The following is a 17,427-nucleotide window of genomic DNA, read 5'->3' as shown; positions in this document are numbered from 1 at the left end:
GCAACCCATGCCGTGGCGAAGGGGTTTCCCGCACAAACTGTTCACATTTCGGACGCCCGGGGCATCCACCGGGCGCACCCGCCAGGTCAGCGGACAGGTCATTCCACGCTACAGGTGCCCGGAGTGGCGCCATGCACGCGGTACTCTGAAGGTTCACCGTGATCGGAGGACAATGGCCGCTCGTCGACGCCGTCGCTGGCCCCGCGTGCTCGCCGGCATCGCCTCGGCCCTTGTGCTGCTGGCCACCGGCGCCGCAGCTGCGGGTGCTGTGCTCTACCAGCGCCTCGACAGCAACATCACCGCCGTGGACACCCGCGACCAACTCGGTGAGCGCCCGGTCATGCAGATGACCCCCACCGAGCCGGTGAACGTCCTTGTCATGGGCTCGGACTCCCGCACCGGCAAAGGCAACAACAAGAAGTACGGCAACGCCACGAACGCCGGCATAGCAGGGCAGCGCAGCGACACCACGATCCTTTTCCACGTGTCCGGCGACCGCACCCGGGCCATCGGCATGAGCATCCCGCGCGACTCCCTGGTGACACTGCCGATGTGCAAGAACAAGCAGGCCAGCAGCAGGGCGGTTACACCGGACGCTTCAACGAGGCCTTCGACATCGGCGGCCCCGGCTGCACCATCAAGGCCGTCGAGGAGCTCACCGGAATCTACGTCGACCACTTCGTCGTCGTGGACTTCAACGGCTTCAAGAAAATGGTGGACGCCGTGGGTGGCGTGGAGGTGTGCCTCAAGGAACCCGTCAACGACTACCACGCCCGCCTCAACCTGCCCGCCGGCAAGCAGACGATCAACGGTGAGGACGCACTGGCGTTCGTACGAGCCCGCGAGTCCCTGGGCGACGGCAGCGACATCCAGCGGATCCAGCGCCAGCAGGACTTCATCTCGTCGATGATCCGCAAGGTCACGAGCGCCGGCGTGCTGACCAACCCGGTGAAGATGTTCAAACTCCTCGACGCCGGCACCAAGGCACTGAGCACGGACCAGGGCCTGTCGTCGCTGAAGAACATCCAGGGCCTGGCCGAGACCATGGTCGACCTGCGGCCCTCCGACATCACGTTCGTGACCGTGCCGTTCGTCTACAACGACGACATGTCCACGGTGTCGTGGGAGCAGCCCAAGGCGAACAGACTGTTCAAGGCGATCATCAACGACAAGCCCTGGCCGGAGCCCCCGACGACACCGCCGGGCCAGGACCCGCTGACGGTGCCCCCGGAGGCGATCGACGTCGTGGTCGTCAACGGCACCCCCACTCCCGGCTTCGGCAACGTCGTCGCCACCGACCTGCAGGCCCAGGGGTACAACGTCGTCGGGATCCGGTCCTCCGACACCGACATCGAGGCGACCCGGCTCACCTACTCCCCCGATCAGGCCGAGGCCGCCCGCACCCTGGCGTACGCCACCGGAGCGACCGAGACAGTGGTCAAGGAGGGCAACCGCACGGTCCTCAAAGTGGGTGCGGACTACTCGGGCATCACCCCGGTGATCACCAAGAAGCAGAAGAAGGACCCCACCGACACCTCGGCGCCCAAGACCGCCGACACGTCGTTCGACTGCGTGAGCTGATGCCACCGATCACCGACTACGCGGTCGTCCTGCTGACCCAGGGGCTGCGACCCGCGGAACTCGATCGCGCGGTGCGCTCCGTCATGGCCCAACGGGGGGTCACCACCGACATCGTGGTGGTCGGCAACGGCTGGGCACCCACCGGACTGCCCGACGGTGTGCGGGCGGTCGGCCTGGCGGACAACGTGGGCATCCCCGCCGGGCGCAACGCCGGGGTGGCCGCGACGGCCGCGCCGATGATCTTCTTCCTCGACGACGACGCCTGGCTGCCCGAAACCGACACGCTGCTGCGGATGTCCCGCATGTTCGCCGAGAACCCCCGTTTCGGGCTCATCCAGCCACGGGTCACCGACCCGGAAGCGACCACCGATCCGACGCGCTGGATCCCGCGCATGCACAAAGGTGATCCCCGGCATTCCAGCGCCGTGTTCAGCGTGTGGGAGGGGGCTGTGGCCATCCCCCGCGAGGTCTTCGAGTGCACGGGCGGCTGGCCCGACCCGTTCTTCTACGCCCACGAGGGCATCGAGTTGGCGTGGCGGGTCTGGGACTGCGACCGGATCGTCTGGTACGCCGGCGACCTGGTGGCCCACCACCCCGTCATCGATCCCCGCCGGCACGCGGAGTACTACCGCCTCAACGCCCGCAACCGCGTCTGGCTGGCCAGGCGCAACCTGCCCTGGCCGGTGGGGCTGCCCTATGTGGGGACTTGGACGGCCGTGCAGCGCATCCGGTCGCGCCGCGAGCTGCTGGCCTGGCGGGCCTGGTGGTCGGGCTTCCGCGAGGGATGGCACACCGACCCGGGACCGCGCCGTCCGATCGCCTGGTCGACGGTGGCCGAGATGGCCCGCTACGGCCGGCCGCCGGTGGTCTGAAACGCCTCAGGCCCGCAACCAGCTCCACAATGAGTCGGCGACGGCCACCACCGCGAGGTAGAGCGCGAGCCACAGCCAGGCCGACGGCCCCACTGCCAGTAGCAGCCCGATCGCGACCAGCACCCGGCCCTCGGTGCCCAGCAGGGCGAGCCAAGCGGGGCGGTCGGGCAGGACCTGCTGGTGGCGGATGCGGTAGATCACGTCGTACTGCCGCCACGCCGCCGCGGCCAGCAGCGCGAACACCGCCACGGCGTCCGGCGCTGGAGTCGACCATGCCAGGCCCACCAGCACCACCATCTCGCTGGTCCTCGCCACGGACGGCGCCATCCAGCCCAGCCGTCCCCGCGGTCCGGAACCGTAGGCAAGTGCGTACAGCCCGAGCGCCACGACATAGCCGGTCAGGACCACCCCGGGCGTCCCGGGTGACGCGGCGAGCATCACGATCAGGCCCAGCCCGGCGGCAGGTGCCCATCCGACCCGCGCCGGGCGCAGGGCCAGCAGCAACGGACCCGGGTCGGTGATGGCCTGCACCTGCGCGGCCATGCCCGCGTCGATGGCCGCGTGGCTCCACCGGATCCTCGTGGCCACCGTGTACAGCAACGACCCCGCCCCCAGCGACGCCAGCAGCGCGAACGTGGGCCAGGGCCCGGCCAGTGGCAGCAGCACCGCGACCAGCAACCAGCGCTCGGCGATGGGCATCCCCAGGATGCGCCGCCAGGAGGGTGGCCGCACGGTCGGCGGCACAACACCGGCGCGCGCCCAGGGATCGGGCAGCGCATCCACCATCACCGGCCGCGGCTGCCACGGGGGCTGGCGCAATGACCACCCATAGTCGAGGAAGTGCTTCGCCGTGAACACCGCCAGGCAGCCGAGGACCAGCAGCCAGAACCGCTGCTGGGCCACCGACCATGCCACTGCGAACCAGATGCTGTACTCCTTGACCCGATCGCCCACCGCATCCAGCCAGGCACCGGCCCGGCTGTAGCGGTGGGTCCACCGCGCGACTTCGCCGTCCACGCAGTCCAGCACCAGGGAGACGAGCATCAGCACCGCGGTGACGAGGTAACCCCAGCGCGTTCCGGTCAGTGCCGTCGCGACCGCCGCCGCCCCGGCCGCCAGGCTGATGACGGTGATGAGGTTCGGAGCCAGCCCCAGCCGCACCGCAATCGGGGTGACGCGCCGGGACACCGGCCGTACGGTCCGCTCGGACAGCCATCCGTCGCCGCCACGCGCGCAGCGCCGCGCCTGCAGGCGGATGGGGTCCGGGTCGCGGTTGACGCGCGTCTGCCCGATCGCGAACGGCGCCGCATCGACGGCGACCACCCGGACGCCGCGCATCACCAGCACGCTGAGGATCTGCTCCCACAGCCCGCCCGGTGGACCATTCGGCACATCCGCGAGGGCCTGATCGAGGGCCGGCCTGTCGGCTGCGCTGACGTGCAGGCACCCGACGGCACGGTTCTGCTCATCGGCCAGCGGTGCCTGCGTCGTGCCCGCGGAGACCACCGCACCCCCGGCGACGCGCACAGCGACGGATCCGCCCGCACCGACGAGCACCGCCGTTCGTCCCGGTCGGCACACATCGGCCACCGGGAACTCCCCCGAGCAGTCCGCGGCCGGATCGACCAGAACCACGTCACCGCCCACGCCAGCCAGGACCCGGCGCAACGCAGCGGCGTCGCCCGCAGGGGCCACCGGCTGCTCCGGCAGCACGTCACGCAGACGTGGCTCACCGTCTCCGAGAACCACCACAGAGGCTGTCACCCACGCCGCCCTTCCGCTCCGCTGCGAACGTAGCACCGGCAACTTCGCGCACGACCTGGCTGGAGCAACCGTGGCCCCGTTGCCCGGAACCGCCGAACCGGTGCGGGCGCAGGTCCCACCGGCCCGTCACAATGGACTCCAAGTGCAGAGAACGGAGTGGCGATGACGATCCAGGTCGCGATCCTGGCCGCAGGCATGGGAACCCGGTTGGGCCGCCCCTGGCCCAAGCCCCTCACCATGCTTGACGACGGCCGCAGCATCATGGGACAGCAGCGCGACAACATCACCTCGGTGTTCGGCGAGCAGGCGCGTGTGATGACGGTGGTCGGGTTCAAGCTCGAGTCGATCCTGGAGGCGTTCCCGGACGGCCTGTTCGTCTACAACGAGAACTTCGACACCACCAACACCTCGAAGAGTCTGCTGAAGGTCCTGCGGTTCTCCGCGGACGGCCCGGTGCTGTGGATGAACGGCGACGTGGTCTTCGACCCCCAGGTGCTGGCCAGACTCGAGTCGCACATCCTGCGCGGGGACAACGTCATCTGCGTCAACACCGCGACCGTCGCCGAGGAGGAGGTCAAGTACACCGTCGACGCCGATGGGCACGTCGACGCGTTGAGCAAGCAGGTCCAGAACGCCCTCGGCGAGGCCGTCGGGATCAACCTCGTGGCGGGTAAGGACAAGGCGAGGCTCATCGAGTGCCTGGCGGCCTGCGACGAGCAGGACTACTTCGAGCGCGGGATCGAACTGGCCATCGAACGCTATGGCGTGAAGTTCACGCCGGTGGACATCTCTGACCTCTTCGCGGTGGAGATCGACTTCGACGACGACCTGGCGCGTGCCAACGCGCGCCACTAGGAGAGACCCGACATGGCAAGCAGGGCCAAACACATCTACTGGGCCGTCCGCCGGGTGCTGACCCAGCCCCCCGGCGCGATGGTCGAGCGCTGGGAGTCGATGACCGGCGACCGGGTACTCCCCGAGGACCACTTCCAGACCGCCGTCTACTACGCCGACGGCCCCGTCAACCTGTATCAACTGCGCCAGTGGTACGAACCCCTCAAGACACTGGATGCCGAGGCCCCCGTGGTGCTGGTCTGCCGTTCGGTCACCGCTGCCCTCGACCTGCTCGAGGAGTCACCGTTCCCTGTGGTCTACGCCGCCCGGGTGGAGGACCTGGAGAACCTGGTGGAGCGCCAACGCTTCTCCATGGCCTTGTACGTCAACCAGAACACCCGCAACTTCCAGATGATGCGCTTCAACACGATGTTGCATGTGTTCATCAGCCATGGCGAGAGCGACAAGTCGTACATGGTGTCCGGCCAGACCAAGTGCTACGACTACTCCTTCATCGCCGGGGAGGCCGCGGCTCAACGGCTGGCCGCGCACCTGATCAACTACGACGTCGCCGCCAAGACCATCCGTATCGGCCGCCCGCAACTGGACACCCCACCGGCCACGACTGGTCCCGCGCTGCCGGACGACGGCCGGACCGTGGTCCTGTACGCACCCACCACCGAGGGCGACCGCCCGAGCATGCGTTACAGCTCGCTGGCCTCCCACGGGGTGGTCATGATGCGGGCGCTGCTGGCCTCCCCCCGGCACCGGGTGATCTTCCGCCCGCATGCCCGCACCGGTTTGTTCTCCGAGGAGCACGCCACGGCCCGCGAGGAGGTCGACGCCATGATCGCCGCAGCGAATGCCGCAGACCCCACAGCCGGTCACATCGCCGACAGCAGCCCGACCTTCGACTGGCAGTTGCAGGCCGCTGACGTCTGCATCGCCGACATCAGCGCCGTGGTCATCGACTGGCTGACCACCGGCAAGCCGATCGTCGTCACCAAGCCGACGAATCCGGCGGCCCCGGTGCCGACGGAGGGGTACATCGCCGACACGGAGCTCGTGACCAAGAAGCGGGCCGGCGAGATCGTCGCGCTGCTCGACCGGGCGGCCTCCGACCCGGCCCTGGCGGAGCAGCGGCAGCAATGGTCGTTCCATTACTTCGGGGACACCAGCCCCGGGGCGGCCACTCGCGCCTGGATGGACGCCTGCCGGCGGGTGCGCGAGGAGCGTGACACCATGCTCACCGGTCACGACCTGACGATGGGCGACCCCAACACCCCGGCCGAGCCCCACCGCACCGTCAGCGACCTCGAGGAACTCGACATCGAGAGTTGAACCCGGGTGGCCCCGACCCTTGCGGCGGGCCACCCCTCAGCGGCTGAAACCGCGCTTGAGGGCCCGGGCCGCGCCGCGCGCCGTCCAGCGACTGCGCCGCGTCGGCACCTCCACCGAAGCCGCGGCAGTCTTCACCTTCTCCTCCAGCGCCCGACGCTCGGCCAGCGCCTCCAGCACCAGCCCGGCGGTACCGGCCACTGCGGCATCGATGGTGAGCACCTCGGGCCGGTCGGTGTCCCCGGAGCGGGGGCGCACGGCGAGGTCGGCGGGATCGCCGATGATCTGCACCCCGAGTTCGGCGATGCCCTTGGCGAACCGCTGCCCGTACTCCTCGGCCTTGTCCGCGGCCCACTGGGGGGTCTGGATGCGTGGCTCGTCGGCGGCCGGTCGCCGCTTCTCGACCATGTTGAGGATCAGTGCCCGGCGCACCATCACGGTGTACTCGTCCCAGGACATCTGCCCGGACAGTTCCTTGTTGAGTTGCCGGACGAACTCCGCCTCCGGGGTCGTCATCGAGCGGTTCTGGATGATCTGCTCACGGTTGGCGAGGAACCCCGGCGGCAGCCCCAGGAGACCTTCGAACGAGGTGAAGATGGCCGAGCGGTCGCCGTCCGGGATGACGACGACGTAGGTCCGGTCCGGCCCCACGACGTCGGCCCAGCGCTTCACCTGCGCCACCTGGTCGTGGCGGAACCAGAACCGTTCGGCGCGCGGGGTCTGGTCCTGCTCGAACATGACCTTCAACCAGGAGTTGTACGCGGTGGTGACGCCGGCTTTGAGGCCCTGCTGCCAGGCCGAGGGCAGAATCGCACCGATCGAGCGCAGTGTCACCACGACGTTGACGCGCTCGCGGCCGCCGAGGTCGTCGACCACCCGGGCGCAGATGTCGGGGGCGATGTCGTCGAGGAACTCACTGCTGATGATGGTCCGGCCCTGGTAGTCGGCCTCTTTGAGCATCTTCTTCCAGTGCTTCTTCGGAGTGATGCGGGCCCCGTTCTCACGCCAGCCGTACGGGCGGTCAGCCCCGGCCAGGATCGCCTTGTGGTGGTACAGGCCCTTGCCCGGGTAACGCACGCCGTGCTCCTCCAGCGAACCGCGGGCGTCGGCCAGGGCCACCTGCAGGGCGGTGGTCCCGGTCTTGTGCAGACCCACGTGCAACAGGACCTCGCCCGCACCGATGGGGGTGATCGTCGACTCCATGGAACCTGATTCTACGGAAGGTCAGGCCTGCGGTTCGGCACCCTCCGGCGCCTCGCCGCCGCGGCCCCGGCGGCGCAGCAGGATCCGTAGCGCCTCTGCCCGGCCCGGCTGCTCTGCACCGCTGCCGCCGGTGCTGCGCCGGACCAGTCCCGCGGTGGCGGCCACGGCGGCATCCATCGACAGCGACGCAGGGCGCTTGTTCTTACCCGATGCCGGGCGCCGGGCAAGTTCTTCGGGGTCACCGATCACGGTCACACCACTGGCCGCCACGCCCTCGGCGAAGCGCCGGCCGTAGTCGGCGGCCTTGTCCGCAGCCCAGCCGGGGGTGAGGATGCGCGGCTCGTCCGGGGCGGGGCGGCGCTGCTCGACCATGCTGAGGACCACGCCGCGCCGCACGGTTCGGGTGTACTCGTCCCAGGTGAGATCGCCGGCCACGTCCTTGTTGAGAAGGCGCACGAACTCGGCCTCCTGTGCGGTCATGGACCGGTTCTGGATGGCGATCTGCCGGTCTGCCAGCAGACCGCCCGGAAGATCCAGCAGCCCTTCGAAGGCGCCGAAGATGGCGCGGCGGTCGCCATCGGGGATGATCACCGCGTAGGTACGGCCGATCCCGACCAGACCCGCCCACCGCTGCACCTGGGCGACCTGGTCGTGGCGGAACCAGAACTTGCGCGCCTTCGGTGTCTGCTCGTCGGCGAACACCAACTTGAGGAACTGGGGGTACGGGCTGGTGTACCCGGCCTTCAGCCGCTGCTGCCACGCCGAGGGCAGGATCGCACCGATCGAACGCAGGGTGATGACCACGCGGACCCGCGACGGCCCGCCGAGATCGTCGATCATGCGGCGCGCGGTCGTCTCGTCGACATCGTCGAGGAACTCGCTGCTGACCACTGTGCGGCCGTCGAACGCCGACTGCGCCACGAGTTCGTCCCAGTACTTCTTCGGCACCTCCCGCGCGCCGTCGTTCTGCCATCCGTAGCGCCGGCCGGCCCCGGCGAGTGCCGCCCGGTGCTGGAACGTTCCCGCGCCCGGGTAGCGGACCTGGTGCTCCTCCAGGTCGGCGCGGGCGTCGGCCAACGCCACCTGCAACGCAGTGGTACCCGTCTTGTGCAACCCCACGTGCAGCAGGAGTTCCCCGGGCTCGATGGGAGTGGCGCCAGTCATGGGACAGGAGTCTATGAAAGACCCGCGCCTCGTCAGCGCACCTGGTACAGCCGGGCCTTACGATCGCGGGATTCCCAGACCAGCCGGTAGTCCTCGAGCGGCAGCCGATTCCCCTCGGCCCGCCACAGGTCGTAGTCCAGTTTGCAGAACTCGCACGTGTCGTCGGTGTCGCTGAAGATGAGCACGTACGCACCCGGCGGTGGTGTCTGCCCGCGCCGGGTGAAATCGCGCAGGTTCGCGCTGCGCCCGGCACTGGCGAGGTAGACGGGCAGGATCCGGATCGTCCGGCCGTCGGTGTACACCTCGCCGTCAGGCAGCACCCGGACGACCTGCTCGGGCAGATCCCCACTGTTGGGATACAAGGTGGGTTCGGTCGAGGCGAACCGCACACCGGGCACGAGCAGCACCATCACCAGGAGCCCGGCGCCAGCCCACGCCGGCAACCGGAACCGCCGTGCCACCGCGGCACACAGAGCCACGGCGGCGATCGTCAGCCCCGGCAGGAAGGCCAGCCAGTAGCGGGGGACGTCCACCCGCACGCTGGGGTGCTGCGGGTCCAGAACCCCCGCCTGCAGGGCGAGCAGCAGCGCCGGCAGGACCGCCCAGACGACGTACAGTCCCACCCGGCCGCGCAGCACGATCCCGCCCACGATCCCCAGCGCCGCTACCAGCAGCAGCGCCCAGCCCCACGGCTCGTGCGCCATCGCCACGGGGAGCCTGGTCAGGTACCACCAGCGCTGCTGGCCCAGATAGGAGGCGTCCAGCGGCGAGGTGGAGTCATTGAGGTCCGAACCGGTCAGAACGTGCCACTTGGCCAACGGGTCATCCAGCGTCCACCATGAGAAGCCGATGTCCACCAACGCCCACGGCAGCAGCCCGGCGAGCACTCCCGCGTATCCCCACCAGCGTCGCGACAGCCCCCAGATCAGCACCGCGAAGACCGGCCAGGTGAACAGCGTGGTCTCCCGGACCTCGAAGGCCCAGCCGGCGGCAAGTCCGGCCAGGAACAACGGCCAGACCCGGTCGCGGTCCCGCGCGATCAGCACGAGGATCAGCGTCAACCCGTTGAGCGCGACCGCCATGAGATCCGGGTAGCCACGGCTGAGGTTCACGAACATCAGGGGCATGGCGACGAAGGCCACCACGGTCAGCGCGGAGACGACCGCGGGCCGACCCAGCGGGCCAGCACGTACACGACCGGCACCACCACGGCCACGGCCAGGAACGCGAAGGCGTAGAACGTCGGCAGCGTGGCACCGAACATCGCAGCGACGCCGACCAGCGGCAGGATGATCCCCCAGCGGGTGAGACCGGAGGGGATCCAGGTGTGCCCACCGAGATCCAGCGCGGCCTGTGCGTAGTGCCAGGGGTCGGAGGTGACCAGCACCGCCCGGAACACCCAGGCCAGCACCAGCGTGGCCACTGTCAGCAGCAGCATGACGGGCACGTCCCGTCGTGACCGCCAGGGCTCAGCGCAGGCCGGCATCGATGACCCGCGCTGCGGCGTACCCGTCCTCCCACGCACAGAACCGCTGCCGGAACCGGCCGTAGGGGTCGGCGTACTGCTGTTGCACGTCCGGCAGGTCCGCCAGCGCGGCCATCACCTCGCTGGAGGTGCGGCAGATGGGGCCCGGTGGGTCCTCGGTGAGGTCGAAGTAGAGGCCGCGGACCCGGTCCCGGTATTCGTCGAGATCCCAGGTGAAGAACAGCATCGGGCGGCCGGTGTTCACAAAGTCGAACATCACCGAGGAATAGTCGGTGATCAGGACGTCTGCGATGAGGTAGAGGTCCGCGATGTCCGGATACCCGGAGACGTTGCGCACGAAGCCGCCCCCGGCCGGTATGCCGGCGCGTGTGGCCAGCAGGTGGTGACCGCGCAGGAGCAGGACATGGGTCTGGCCGAACCGCTCGCGCAACGCGTCGACGTTGAGCTTCAGGTCGAAGATGTAGCGGCCCCGGTCGTCGTACCGGTCATCGCGCCACGTGGGCGCGTAGAGGATCACCTGCTGGTCCGGGGACAGACCGAGCCGCTGCCGGGCTGCAGCCGCCCGCGCCTCCCGCTCGGGCCGGTAGAAGACGTCGTTGCGGGGATAGCCGGTCTCCAGCAGGCCGCGCCGGGGGGTGCCGAAGGACCGCAGCATGATGTCCGAGGAGTAAGCGTTCGGCGACACCAGGTAGTCCCACTTCGCGGCCTCCTCGGCGAAGGTGCCGAGGTATCCCTTGCGCGCGAAGTTGACCTTCTCTATGTCCTGGCCGACCTTCTTCAAAGGTGTCCCGTGCCAGGTCTGCAGATAGGTCTGCTCGTCGCGTTTGACGTAACTCGGATCGATGGTGTCGTTGGCCAGGACCCAGCGGGCCCGTGCCAGCAGGTCGTAGTACTCCGGGCTGAACCGCAGGACCGTCTCCACGCCCTTCGGCATGCGCACACCGTGGTCGCGCACCACCCACACCCGGCGCCGCCGGTCGCGGCGGCGGCGCAACTCCTCGTCGATGGCCCGCAGGTTGTCGCTGTACTGCTTGCCCTTCCAGTTCTCGAAGAGGATGACGCGACGGGTGCGCTTGCGGCGGCGCTTCGGGTAGTAGTCCTCGACGATCTGCCGGCGGCCGTGCAACCCCGGCGGCCGGATCTCCCCGGCCGGGTCGATCTGCAGGTAGGCGGTAGCGCTGCGGCGGGCACGCACACCGGCCCGGACCCCGCTGAACAGCAGCCACTCCGGTTCGACCATGCTCTCGCGCCGCTCCTGTGCCACATGCAGGGGTACGTCGTCCTGCGTCAGCAGGCTCCAGCGGCCCGCCGCGAGGTGGGTGAACCCGTCGGAGACCTCCGCGTCGTCAGCCGGGAGGTCCACCTGCCAGCGGTCGGCATGCACCTGCACCGGGTACTCGCTGCGCACGCCGTTGCGGTTCTCCAACACCAGCGTCGTGATGCCGTCGGGCCGGTCACCGTGCAGACGGATGCCCGCACGCGTCGGATTCCAGTCCAGCAAGCGGGGCCGCGGCGCCCGTACGGAGACCAGCATCCCCCCGGTGATGCCGGCTCGCGCGTAGTACTCGGTGTTCTGGGGCGTGGCCAGCCGCTCCGTGGTCGCAGGGCTGACCACCGCCGGTTGCGCCTCGTCCTCCCCCGGGATCTGCAGCAGGACGTCGAACTCGATCTGGGTCAGCGCTTCCAGCGGGGGCAGGGCGGACAGGTCGAGGTCGACCGTCGGCGCCATGGGCACCCGGACCTCCTCGTAGTCGTCCCGCCGGCGGGCCAGGACCTCGGCGCCCTCGATCACCGCGTCGAAATGCACGCGCAGCAGGTCGTCGGCGGGCACCTCGATGTCGGTGACCACGGGCCGCGGCGGATACACCGCCACCCCCAACGACTCCCCGCGCCAGCGCACGACGGCGACCCGGCCGTCGGGCAACCGCACCCGCCGTGGCAGGTGCGCCGCCCCGTCGAACGTGCCGGACAGCGGCACCCGCCGGCGACCACCGGGGGCCGCGACGTCCACGTCCACCCGCAGCAGGCCCTCGGCGGGCAACTGGTCGACGCCCAGGGTGAAGGACAGCCCGACGTTGGCGTACGTGACCTCCGCCGACTGCTCCTTGGCGGTGAGGTCGTCGCGGTTGTGCCACTTCACCGGCACGGTGAACGGCTCGTCAGCCCCGGTCACCCGTATCCGCAGCCGGCGCTGGTCCGGACCACCGGAGTCGATGCCCTCCAGATAGGCGTAGCCCGCGACGAAGAGGCCCTCCTCGGTCCACGCCACCCGTTCCACCTCGGAGGCCACCGGTTGCGCCTTGCCCCAGGCGTACAGGTCCATCGGGTACCCGGTCGCCGAGGAACGGCAGATCCGCGTACGTGACCCCGTCCGCGGGGACCGTCCTGCGCACGGCGTACGGGTCCCGCTCGAACTCCAGGAACTCCAGCAGGTCCGCGGAACGGCCCTGCTGTATCAACCAGTAGCGAACGCGGTCGCGCGGCGGGAGTTCGGCCATGACCTCGGGGGCCACCCCCGCGACGAAGGCGCCGACCCGTTCGAGGAACAGGCGCTGGTACTGTTCGTCGGCCTGCGCGTAGTAGGGCAGGTACAGCGGGATGTCGAACGTGAGCACTTTGCGGTCGTGCGTGCGGCGCAGGAACTCGTCGTCGGCCAGCAGGTCCTCGACCTTCGCGATCGCGTCCATGCGATCACGAAGGTTCGCCAACTCCCCGCGGCGCTGGGTGATCGAGGCGTCGGCGTCGATGCGCCTACGCCACCAGTAGACCGGGGCCTTGAGCACGTCGACGCTGCGGGCGCGCACGTGGGCGGCGATCATCACCGGAAGGTCCTCGTAGGTCACCTGCGGCTCGAAGGACAGACCCGCCTCCCGCCAGAAGTCCGTCCGGAACACCTTGTTCCACGACGTGGTGTCGTACATCAGGCTCGGCGTCTTGTGAATCGTGGTGCGCAGTCTTGTGGCGAGGATCGCATTGCGGTGCGGGCCACTGGGCTGCAGGTGCACCCCGTCGTAGCGCAGGACGTCTCCAGCGGCGAGGTCCGACCCGGTCTTCTGCAACGAGTTGGCGAGCACCCGGAAGCCCTCCGGCGGCACCACATCGTCGCCGTCAACGAAGGCCAGGTACTCCTCGGTCACGTGCGCCAGTCCCAGATTGCGTGCGCCGCCGGGGCCGCTGCCGGGTCCGGTCACGACCATCCACCCCGAGTGGTTGGCGGCGTATGCCTGGCATATCCCGCTGGTGTCGTCAGTCGAACCGTCGTCGACCAGGATGACCTGGGTGGCCGGAACCTGCTGGGCGAGCAGCGAATCCAGACACGCTGGCAGGAACTCCGCCACGTTGTGGCAGGCGACGACGACGCTGAGACCCATTGCCCCGACTCTAATGCCCGGCCTCGGCGTGCTCGCGGGGTTCCACCTGGCCAGGGCGCACCCCGGCCAGGGATGCGCCGATGAGGCGCCAGTAGCCGTCGATGGCGGCCTGCCACCTCGCCGGGATGGACATGCCGAACCGACTGGGAGGGTCCAGCGACAGCGTCATCCGGGTCAGCAACTGCGCGTCCGGCACCCGCCGCGTGCCCTGTAATCGGTTGCGCCGGGCCCGCAGGTACCGCCGGTGGGATGCCAGCCAGCGCCAGCCCGCCACCTTCTGGTCGGCCCAGCCCTCTTCGCGGCTGCGCAGCAAGAGGCCGGCCTCCGCGGCCAGCAGCAGCGGGGCCAGCGCCACCAGGGTGCGGGCCTGGTAGGTCGTGAGGACCGTGATCAACCGGTTGCGTTCCAGCAAGTACATCTTGGCCGGGTTGCGGGAGAAGTCGTAGTGGTGCCAGGCGCGCGCACCGGTCAGGACCCGGACGTGCCTGCCGGACAGCCAGGCCCGCAGGCTGACATCGACGTCCTCGCCGTAGGCGAAGTACTCGTCATCCATGCCCCCGAGGTGCAGGTAGGTGTCCCGGCGCATGGCGAACACGGCCCCCGACACGCTGGCCACGGCCCCGCCGGCGGCCTGATCCGCGGGGTGGCCGTAGCCGCCGGCCCACGAGAAGCCGAGGACGTGGACCGGATTGCCCCAACTGTTCACGGTGTCGGGTTCGTCAGCCACGAGGATCGTCGCCCCCACCACGTCACCGCCGGCGGTCTGCTCGTGCAGCAGAGCCAGGCAGTGCGCATCGACCACGGCGTCGCTGTTCACGAACACCAGCGTCGACCCCGTGGCGTGGCGGGCCCCGAGGTTGCAGCCACCCGCGAACCCGGTGTTCCGTCCGGGCTGCAGCAGGACCACGCCGTCGGGCAGGTCCGCGCAGTCCGGGCTGCCGTTGTCCACGACCAGGATCTCCACGCTCACCTGTTCACTGGCCCGCAGGGAGGCGACCACGTCGCGCAGGTGGGGTTGGTCGCCGTAAGCACAGATGACGGCGGAGACGTCGGTCATGACCGCAAATCGGCTGGGCTGGACAAGAAGCCCACACCCCAGCTCATGCATGGTCGCCAGGGCCAGCGGCACCCGCACCCGCACGGCCGTGGTTTCGCCCCGGCTGATCAGCCAGCCCCCGGCGGCCACGGCGGCCCCGTAGCCGGCCAGTGGCAGCAGACCCACCCACGCCCGTCGCCACCCCGCCAGGCCCCCGATGGCCGCTGCAGCAGTAGTGATCGCCAGTCCGGTGACGGCCGCCGGCGGCGCGAGGTACCGCGCGCTGACCGTGCTCGGATGCTGGCGCATGATCTCCCGGCGCCACCGCCCGTACTGCAGGTACTGCCTGGCCAGCGCCCGCACACTGCTGCGCGGCCGGTAGGTGACCTGCATGGCGGGGGTGAACCAGATCAGCCCGCCGTTCTCGCGGATCCGGTGGTTCATCTCCCAGTCCTGGGCCCGCACGTAGGCCTCGTCGTAGCCGCCCACGCGCTCCAGCGCCTCGCGACGGAACGCGCCGAGGTACACCGTCGGTGCGGGTCCCTCCCGGCCTCCGGTGTGGTACGACGCGGCCCCCAGCCCCAGCGGCGAGCGCATGGCACAGGCCACCGCGCGCTCGAAGTCGCTGACCCCTTCGGCGGCCATGACGCCACCCACGTTGTCCGCCCCGGTCCGCTGGATCACCTCGACGGCGGTGCTGATGTAGTCCTTCGGCAACAGGGCGTGCCCATCGACCCGCACCACGATCGGGTGGCTCGTCGCGGCCAGCGCGGCATTGAGCCCCGCGGGAGTCCTGCCGGTCGGATTGGGCACCAGGATGATCCGTGGATCCCGGGCACGCAGCGACTCGGCGACGCGGTCGGTGGCATCGGTCGACGGACCCAGCGCCAGTGCGACCTGCAGGTCCCCGGCGTAGTCCTGACCGGTGATGGGCCGCGACCGCCTCGGCCAGGTGCTCATCCTCTTTGAGCACCGGCATGATCACTCCCACGGGCGGCTGCAGGTCGTTGGGAGCCATCGCCTTCGACGGTACTGCGTGGCCGCGTACGGGAGACGCACCGTGGCCGGATACCCGGGAATCGGCGGGATCGAAGTTACGGTGGAACCCGTTCGATGAAAGGGACTCTCGCAGTGCAGCTCCGTCGCCCAGCGCGTCTGCTCGCCACGGTTTCCGCCGCCGCCATCCTGCTCAGCAGCGGTGCCGGCTGGGCGACCGTGCAGCACTACGCCGGCCAGGTCCAGCGCATCGACGCCTTCTCCGATCAGCGTGAGGCGCCAGCCCCCGGCGAGCCCCTGACCTTCCTGGTAGTCGGGTCCGACAGCCGGGAGGGCCTGTCCGACCGGCAGGTGCGGCGGCTGCACACCGGCTGGGACGTCTACGGCAAGCGCACCGACACCATGATGCTGGCCCATGTCGGAGCCGACGGGTCAGTCAGTGTGGTGAGCCTGCCCAGGGATTCGCTGGCCACGATCCCCGCGTACACCGACGAGAACGGCCAATCGCACGACGCCTCCGAGGAGAAGCTCAACAGCGCCTATGCCTACGGTGGTGCGCCGCTGCTGGTGCAGACCGTGGAGGGCGCCACGGGTCTGCAGATCGACCACTATCTCGAGGTGAACTTCGCGGGCTTCGTCAAGATGGTCAACGCCCTCGGTGGCGTCGACGTCTGCGTGCCGGCGGACATCTACGACCCGCCGTCGGGGCTGGAGTTGCCCGCGGGGCGTTCGACCCTCAAGGGCCGCGACGCCCTGGCCTACGTACGGGCCCGGGAGTTCGACCCCACCGCGGACATCGGCCGGATGAAGCGCCAACAGGGCTTCATCGCCAGCATGGTCAGCAAGGCAGCCAGTTCCGCGGTGCTGCTGATTCGGCCGGGCCACGGCCATTCGTCGCCGATGCTCGGCAGCATGCGCGTGGACCAGAGTCTGGACAACTCACAGGTCATGGAATTGACCCGTCGGCTGGCGAACATCGACCCGGCACAGGTGACGTTCCGCACGGTGCCGGTGGTGGGCGAGAAGCCCATGGGCGCCATCGGCAACGTCGTGGTGAGCGGCCGTCCGCCATCTTCACGGCCTGCGCGACGACACCCCATCCCCCAAGCCGCCTGCCCGGGGGGTCGACGTGGCCCGTCGGAGCATCAGTGCAGGTGCTCGCGCACCGGCGAGATCGCCTCCCGCGCCTACGACGACTTCGTGACGGCGGGTTATTCGGTGGCTGCCGCACCGGTCGCGGGGACGTACACGCAGACCACGATCGAGTACGACCCCGGCTACGACGTGTCGCTGGAGACCCTGCAGACCGCCCTCCCGGGGACCCGGTCCGTCGAGGTCCCCGGGCTCGGGTCGACGTTCCGGGTGACGGTCGGACCGGATTACACCGGACTGACGCAGGTGTCCGTGAAGGACCCGACGCAATCCGACCAGCCCCGCACCGCCGGCGACGACCTCTGCGGTTGAGGCGGCTACCTCAACAGGCTGCGGGCCATCACCATTCGCTGGATCTGGTTGGTGCCCTCGTAGATCTGCGTGATCTTGGCGTCGCGCATGAACCGCTCTGCGGCATAGTCCTTGACGTAGCCGTAGCCACCCAGTATCTGCACGACGTCCACCGTGACCTTCATGGCGGTGTCGGAGGCCAGGCACTTCGCGGCGCTGCCCAGGAAGGTGGTGCGCTCGTCACCGCGCTCACCGGCCGCCGCCGCGAAGTAGGTCAACTGCCGCGCCGCCTCGATCTGCATGGCCATGTCGGCGAGCATGAACTGGATGCCCTGAACT

The 17,427-nt window shown here is 69.6% G+C and carries 15 protein-coding genes and 1 pseudogene; 5 read left to right on the top strand and 11 right to left on the bottom strand.

All coding sequences use genetic code 11. From position 1 onward, the window contains the following. Nucleotides 1-273: 273 nt before the first annotated feature. Nucleotides 274-564, bottom strand: a complete 291-nt coding sequence (locus tag IPG68_04390; protein MBK6762547.1) for a hypothetical protein — start codon at nt 562-564, stop codon at nt 274-276. Between IPG68_04390 and IPG68_04385 the strand changes: the two genes are divergently transcribed. Both IPG68_04385 and IPG68_04380 read left to right on the top strand, forming a co-directional pair. Continuing rightward, entirely contained in the window at nt 553-1,581 is a 1,029-nt protein-coding gene (locus IPG68_04385) for an LCP family protein (GenBank protein ID MBK6762546.1), read from the top strand. The genes IPG68_04390 and IPG68_04385 overlap by 12 nt on opposite strands. Next, on the top strand, nt 1,581-2,453 hold the full coding sequence (locus IPG68_04380) for a glycosyltransferase family 2 protein (protein ID MBK6762545.1): 873 nt from the start codon (nt 1,581-1,583) through the stop codon (nt 2,451-2,453). Before IPG68_04385 ends, IPG68_04380 begins: the two co-directional genes overlap by 1 nt. Nucleotides 2,454-2,459: 6 nt before the next feature. On the opposite strand, the gene IPG68_04375 is transcribed toward IPG68_04380, so the two are convergent. Then, nucleotides 2,460-4,217, bottom strand: coding sequence for a CDP-alcohol phosphatidyltransferase family protein (locus tag IPG68_04375; protein ID MBK6762544.1), 1,758 nt, complete (start codon nt 4,215-4,217; stop codon nt 2,460-2,462). Between the two features lie 162 nt (nt 4,218-4,379). Here IPG68_04375 and IPG68_04370 point away from each other — a divergent pair, with 162 nt between their 5' ends. Both IPG68_04370 and IPG68_04365 read left to right on the top strand, forming a co-directional pair. Beyond that, nucleotides 4,380-5,072 carry an NTP transferase domain-containing protein gene (locus IPG68_04370; protein MBK6762543.1) on the top strand — a complete coding sequence of 231 codons (693 nt, stop codon included), beginning with the start codon at nt 4,380-4,382 and terminating at the stop codon, nt 5,070-5,072. 12 nt (nt 5,073-5,084) lie between these two features. After that, entirely contained in the window at nt 5,085-6,392 is a 1,308-nt protein-coding gene (locus IPG68_04365; protein MBK6762542.1) for a CDP-glycerol glycerophosphotransferase family protein, read from the top strand. Between the two features lie 36 nt (nt 6,393-6,428). Here IPG68_04365 and IPG68_04360 read toward each other — a convergent pair whose 3' ends face one another. From IPG68_04360 to IPG68_04325, 8 genes and pseudogenes are all read right to left on the bottom strand, one after another. Beyond that, nucleotides 6,429-7,592, bottom strand: coding sequence for a hypothetical protein (locus IPG68_04360; GenBank protein MBK6762541.1), 1,164 nt, complete (start codon nt 7,590-7,592; stop codon nt 6,429-6,431). A 21-nt stretch (nt 7,593-7,613) separates the two neighbouring features. Continuing rightward, nucleotides 7,614-8,756: a hypothetical protein gene (locus IPG68_04355; GenBank protein ID MBK6762540.1), complete on the bottom strand. Its 1,143-nt coding sequence runs from the start codon at nt 8,754-8,756 to the stop codon at nt 7,614-7,616. Between the two features lie 32 nt (nt 8,757-8,788). Next, entirely contained in the window at nt 8,789-9,898 is a 1,110-nt protein-coding gene (locus IPG68_04350) for a hypothetical protein (GenBank protein ID MBK6762539.1), read from the bottom strand. 5 nt (nt 9,899-9,903) lie between these two features. After that, on the bottom strand, nt 9,904-10,194 hold the full coding sequence (locus IPG68_04345; GenBank protein ID MBK6762538.1) for a hypothetical protein: 291 nt from the start codon (nt 10,192-10,194) through the stop codon (nt 9,904-9,906). Nucleotides 10,195-10,225: 31 nt separating this feature from the next. After that, on the bottom strand, nt 10,226-12,511 hold the full coding sequence (locus IPG68_04340; GenBank protein ID MBK6762537.1) for a CDP-glycerol glycerophosphotransferase family protein: 2,286 nt from the start codon (nt 12,509-12,511) through the stop codon (nt 10,226-10,228). Beyond that, entirely contained in the window at nt 12,402-13,613 is a 1,212-nt protein-coding gene (locus IPG68_04335) for a glycosyltransferase (protein ID MBK6762536.1), read from the bottom strand. The genes IPG68_04340 and IPG68_04335 overlap by 110 nt, the downstream gene beginning before the upstream one ends. A 10-nt stretch (nt 13,614-13,623) precedes the next feature. Next, nucleotides 13,624-14,670 carry a glycosyltransferase family 2 protein gene (locus tag IPG68_04330; protein MBK6762535.1) on the bottom strand — a complete coding sequence of 349 codons (1,047 nt, stop codon included), beginning with the start codon at nt 14,668-14,670 and terminating at the stop codon, nt 13,624-13,626. Next, nucleotides 14,667-15,628, bottom strand: a pseudogene (locus IPG68_04325) (glycosyltransferase family 2 protein). The gene IPG68_04330 and the pseudogene IPG68_04325 overlap by 4 nt, the downstream one beginning before the upstream one ends. A gap of 134 nt (nt 15,629-15,762) precedes the next feature. Here IPG68_04325 and IPG68_04320 point away from each other — a divergent pair. Continuing rightward, nucleotides 15,763-17,109, top strand: coding sequence for an LCP family protein (locus IPG68_04320; GenBank protein ID MBK6762534.1), 1,347 nt, complete (start codon nt 15,763-15,765; stop codon nt 17,107-17,109). Between the two features lie 5 nt (nt 17,110-17,114). Here the strand turns inward: IPG68_04320 and IPG68_04315 are convergent. Beyond that, nucleotides 17,115-17,427 (bottom strand): acyl-CoA dehydrogenase (locus tag IPG68_04315; GenBank protein ID MBK6762533.1); only part of this gene is annotated, 313 nt, incomplete at its 5' end.

It is taken from the genome of Micrococcales bacterium (genome assembly GCA_016703125.1).
Lineage (GTDB): Bacteria > Actinomycetota > Actinomycetes > S36-B12 > UBA10799 > JADKAV01.
This window is presented reverse-complemented; position numbering and strand designations above follow the sequence as displayed.

Coding starts and splice junctions, on each gene's coding strand:
- IPG68_04380 (MBK6762545.1), top strand. CDS start 1,581: ATGCCACCGATCACCGACTACGCGGTCGTCCTGCTGACCCAGGGGCTG.
- IPG68_04370 (MBK6762543.1), top strand. CDS start 4,380: ATGACGATCCAGGTCGCGATCCTGGCCGCAGGCATGGGAACCCGGTTG.
- IPG68_04365 (MBK6762542.1), top strand. CDS start 5,085: ATGGCAAGCAGGGCCAAACACATCTACTGGGCCGTCCGCCGGGTGCTG.
- IPG68_04360 (MBK6762541.1), bottom strand. CDS start 7,592: ATGGAGTCGACGATCACCCCCATCGGTGCGGGCGAGGTCCTGTTGCAC.
- IPG68_04355 (MBK6762540.1), bottom strand. CDS start 8,756: ATGACTGGCGCCACTCCCATCGAGCCCGGGGAACTCCTGCTGCACGTG.
- IPG68_04345 (MBK6762538.1), bottom strand. CDS start 10,194: ATGCTGCTGCTGACAGTGGCCACGCTGGTGCTGGCCTGGGTGTTCCGG.
- IPG68_04335 (MBK6762536.1), bottom strand. CDS start 13,613: ATGGGTCTCAGCGTCGTCGTCGCCTGCCACAACGTGGCGGAGTTCCTG.
- IPG68_04330 (MBK6762535.1), bottom strand. CDS start 14,670: ATGACCGACGTCTCCGCCGTCATCTGTGCTTACGGCGACCAACCCCAC.
- IPG68_04320 (MBK6762534.1), top strand. CDS start 15,763: ATGAAAGGGACTCTCGCAGTGCAGCTCCGTCGCCCAGCGCGTCTGCTC.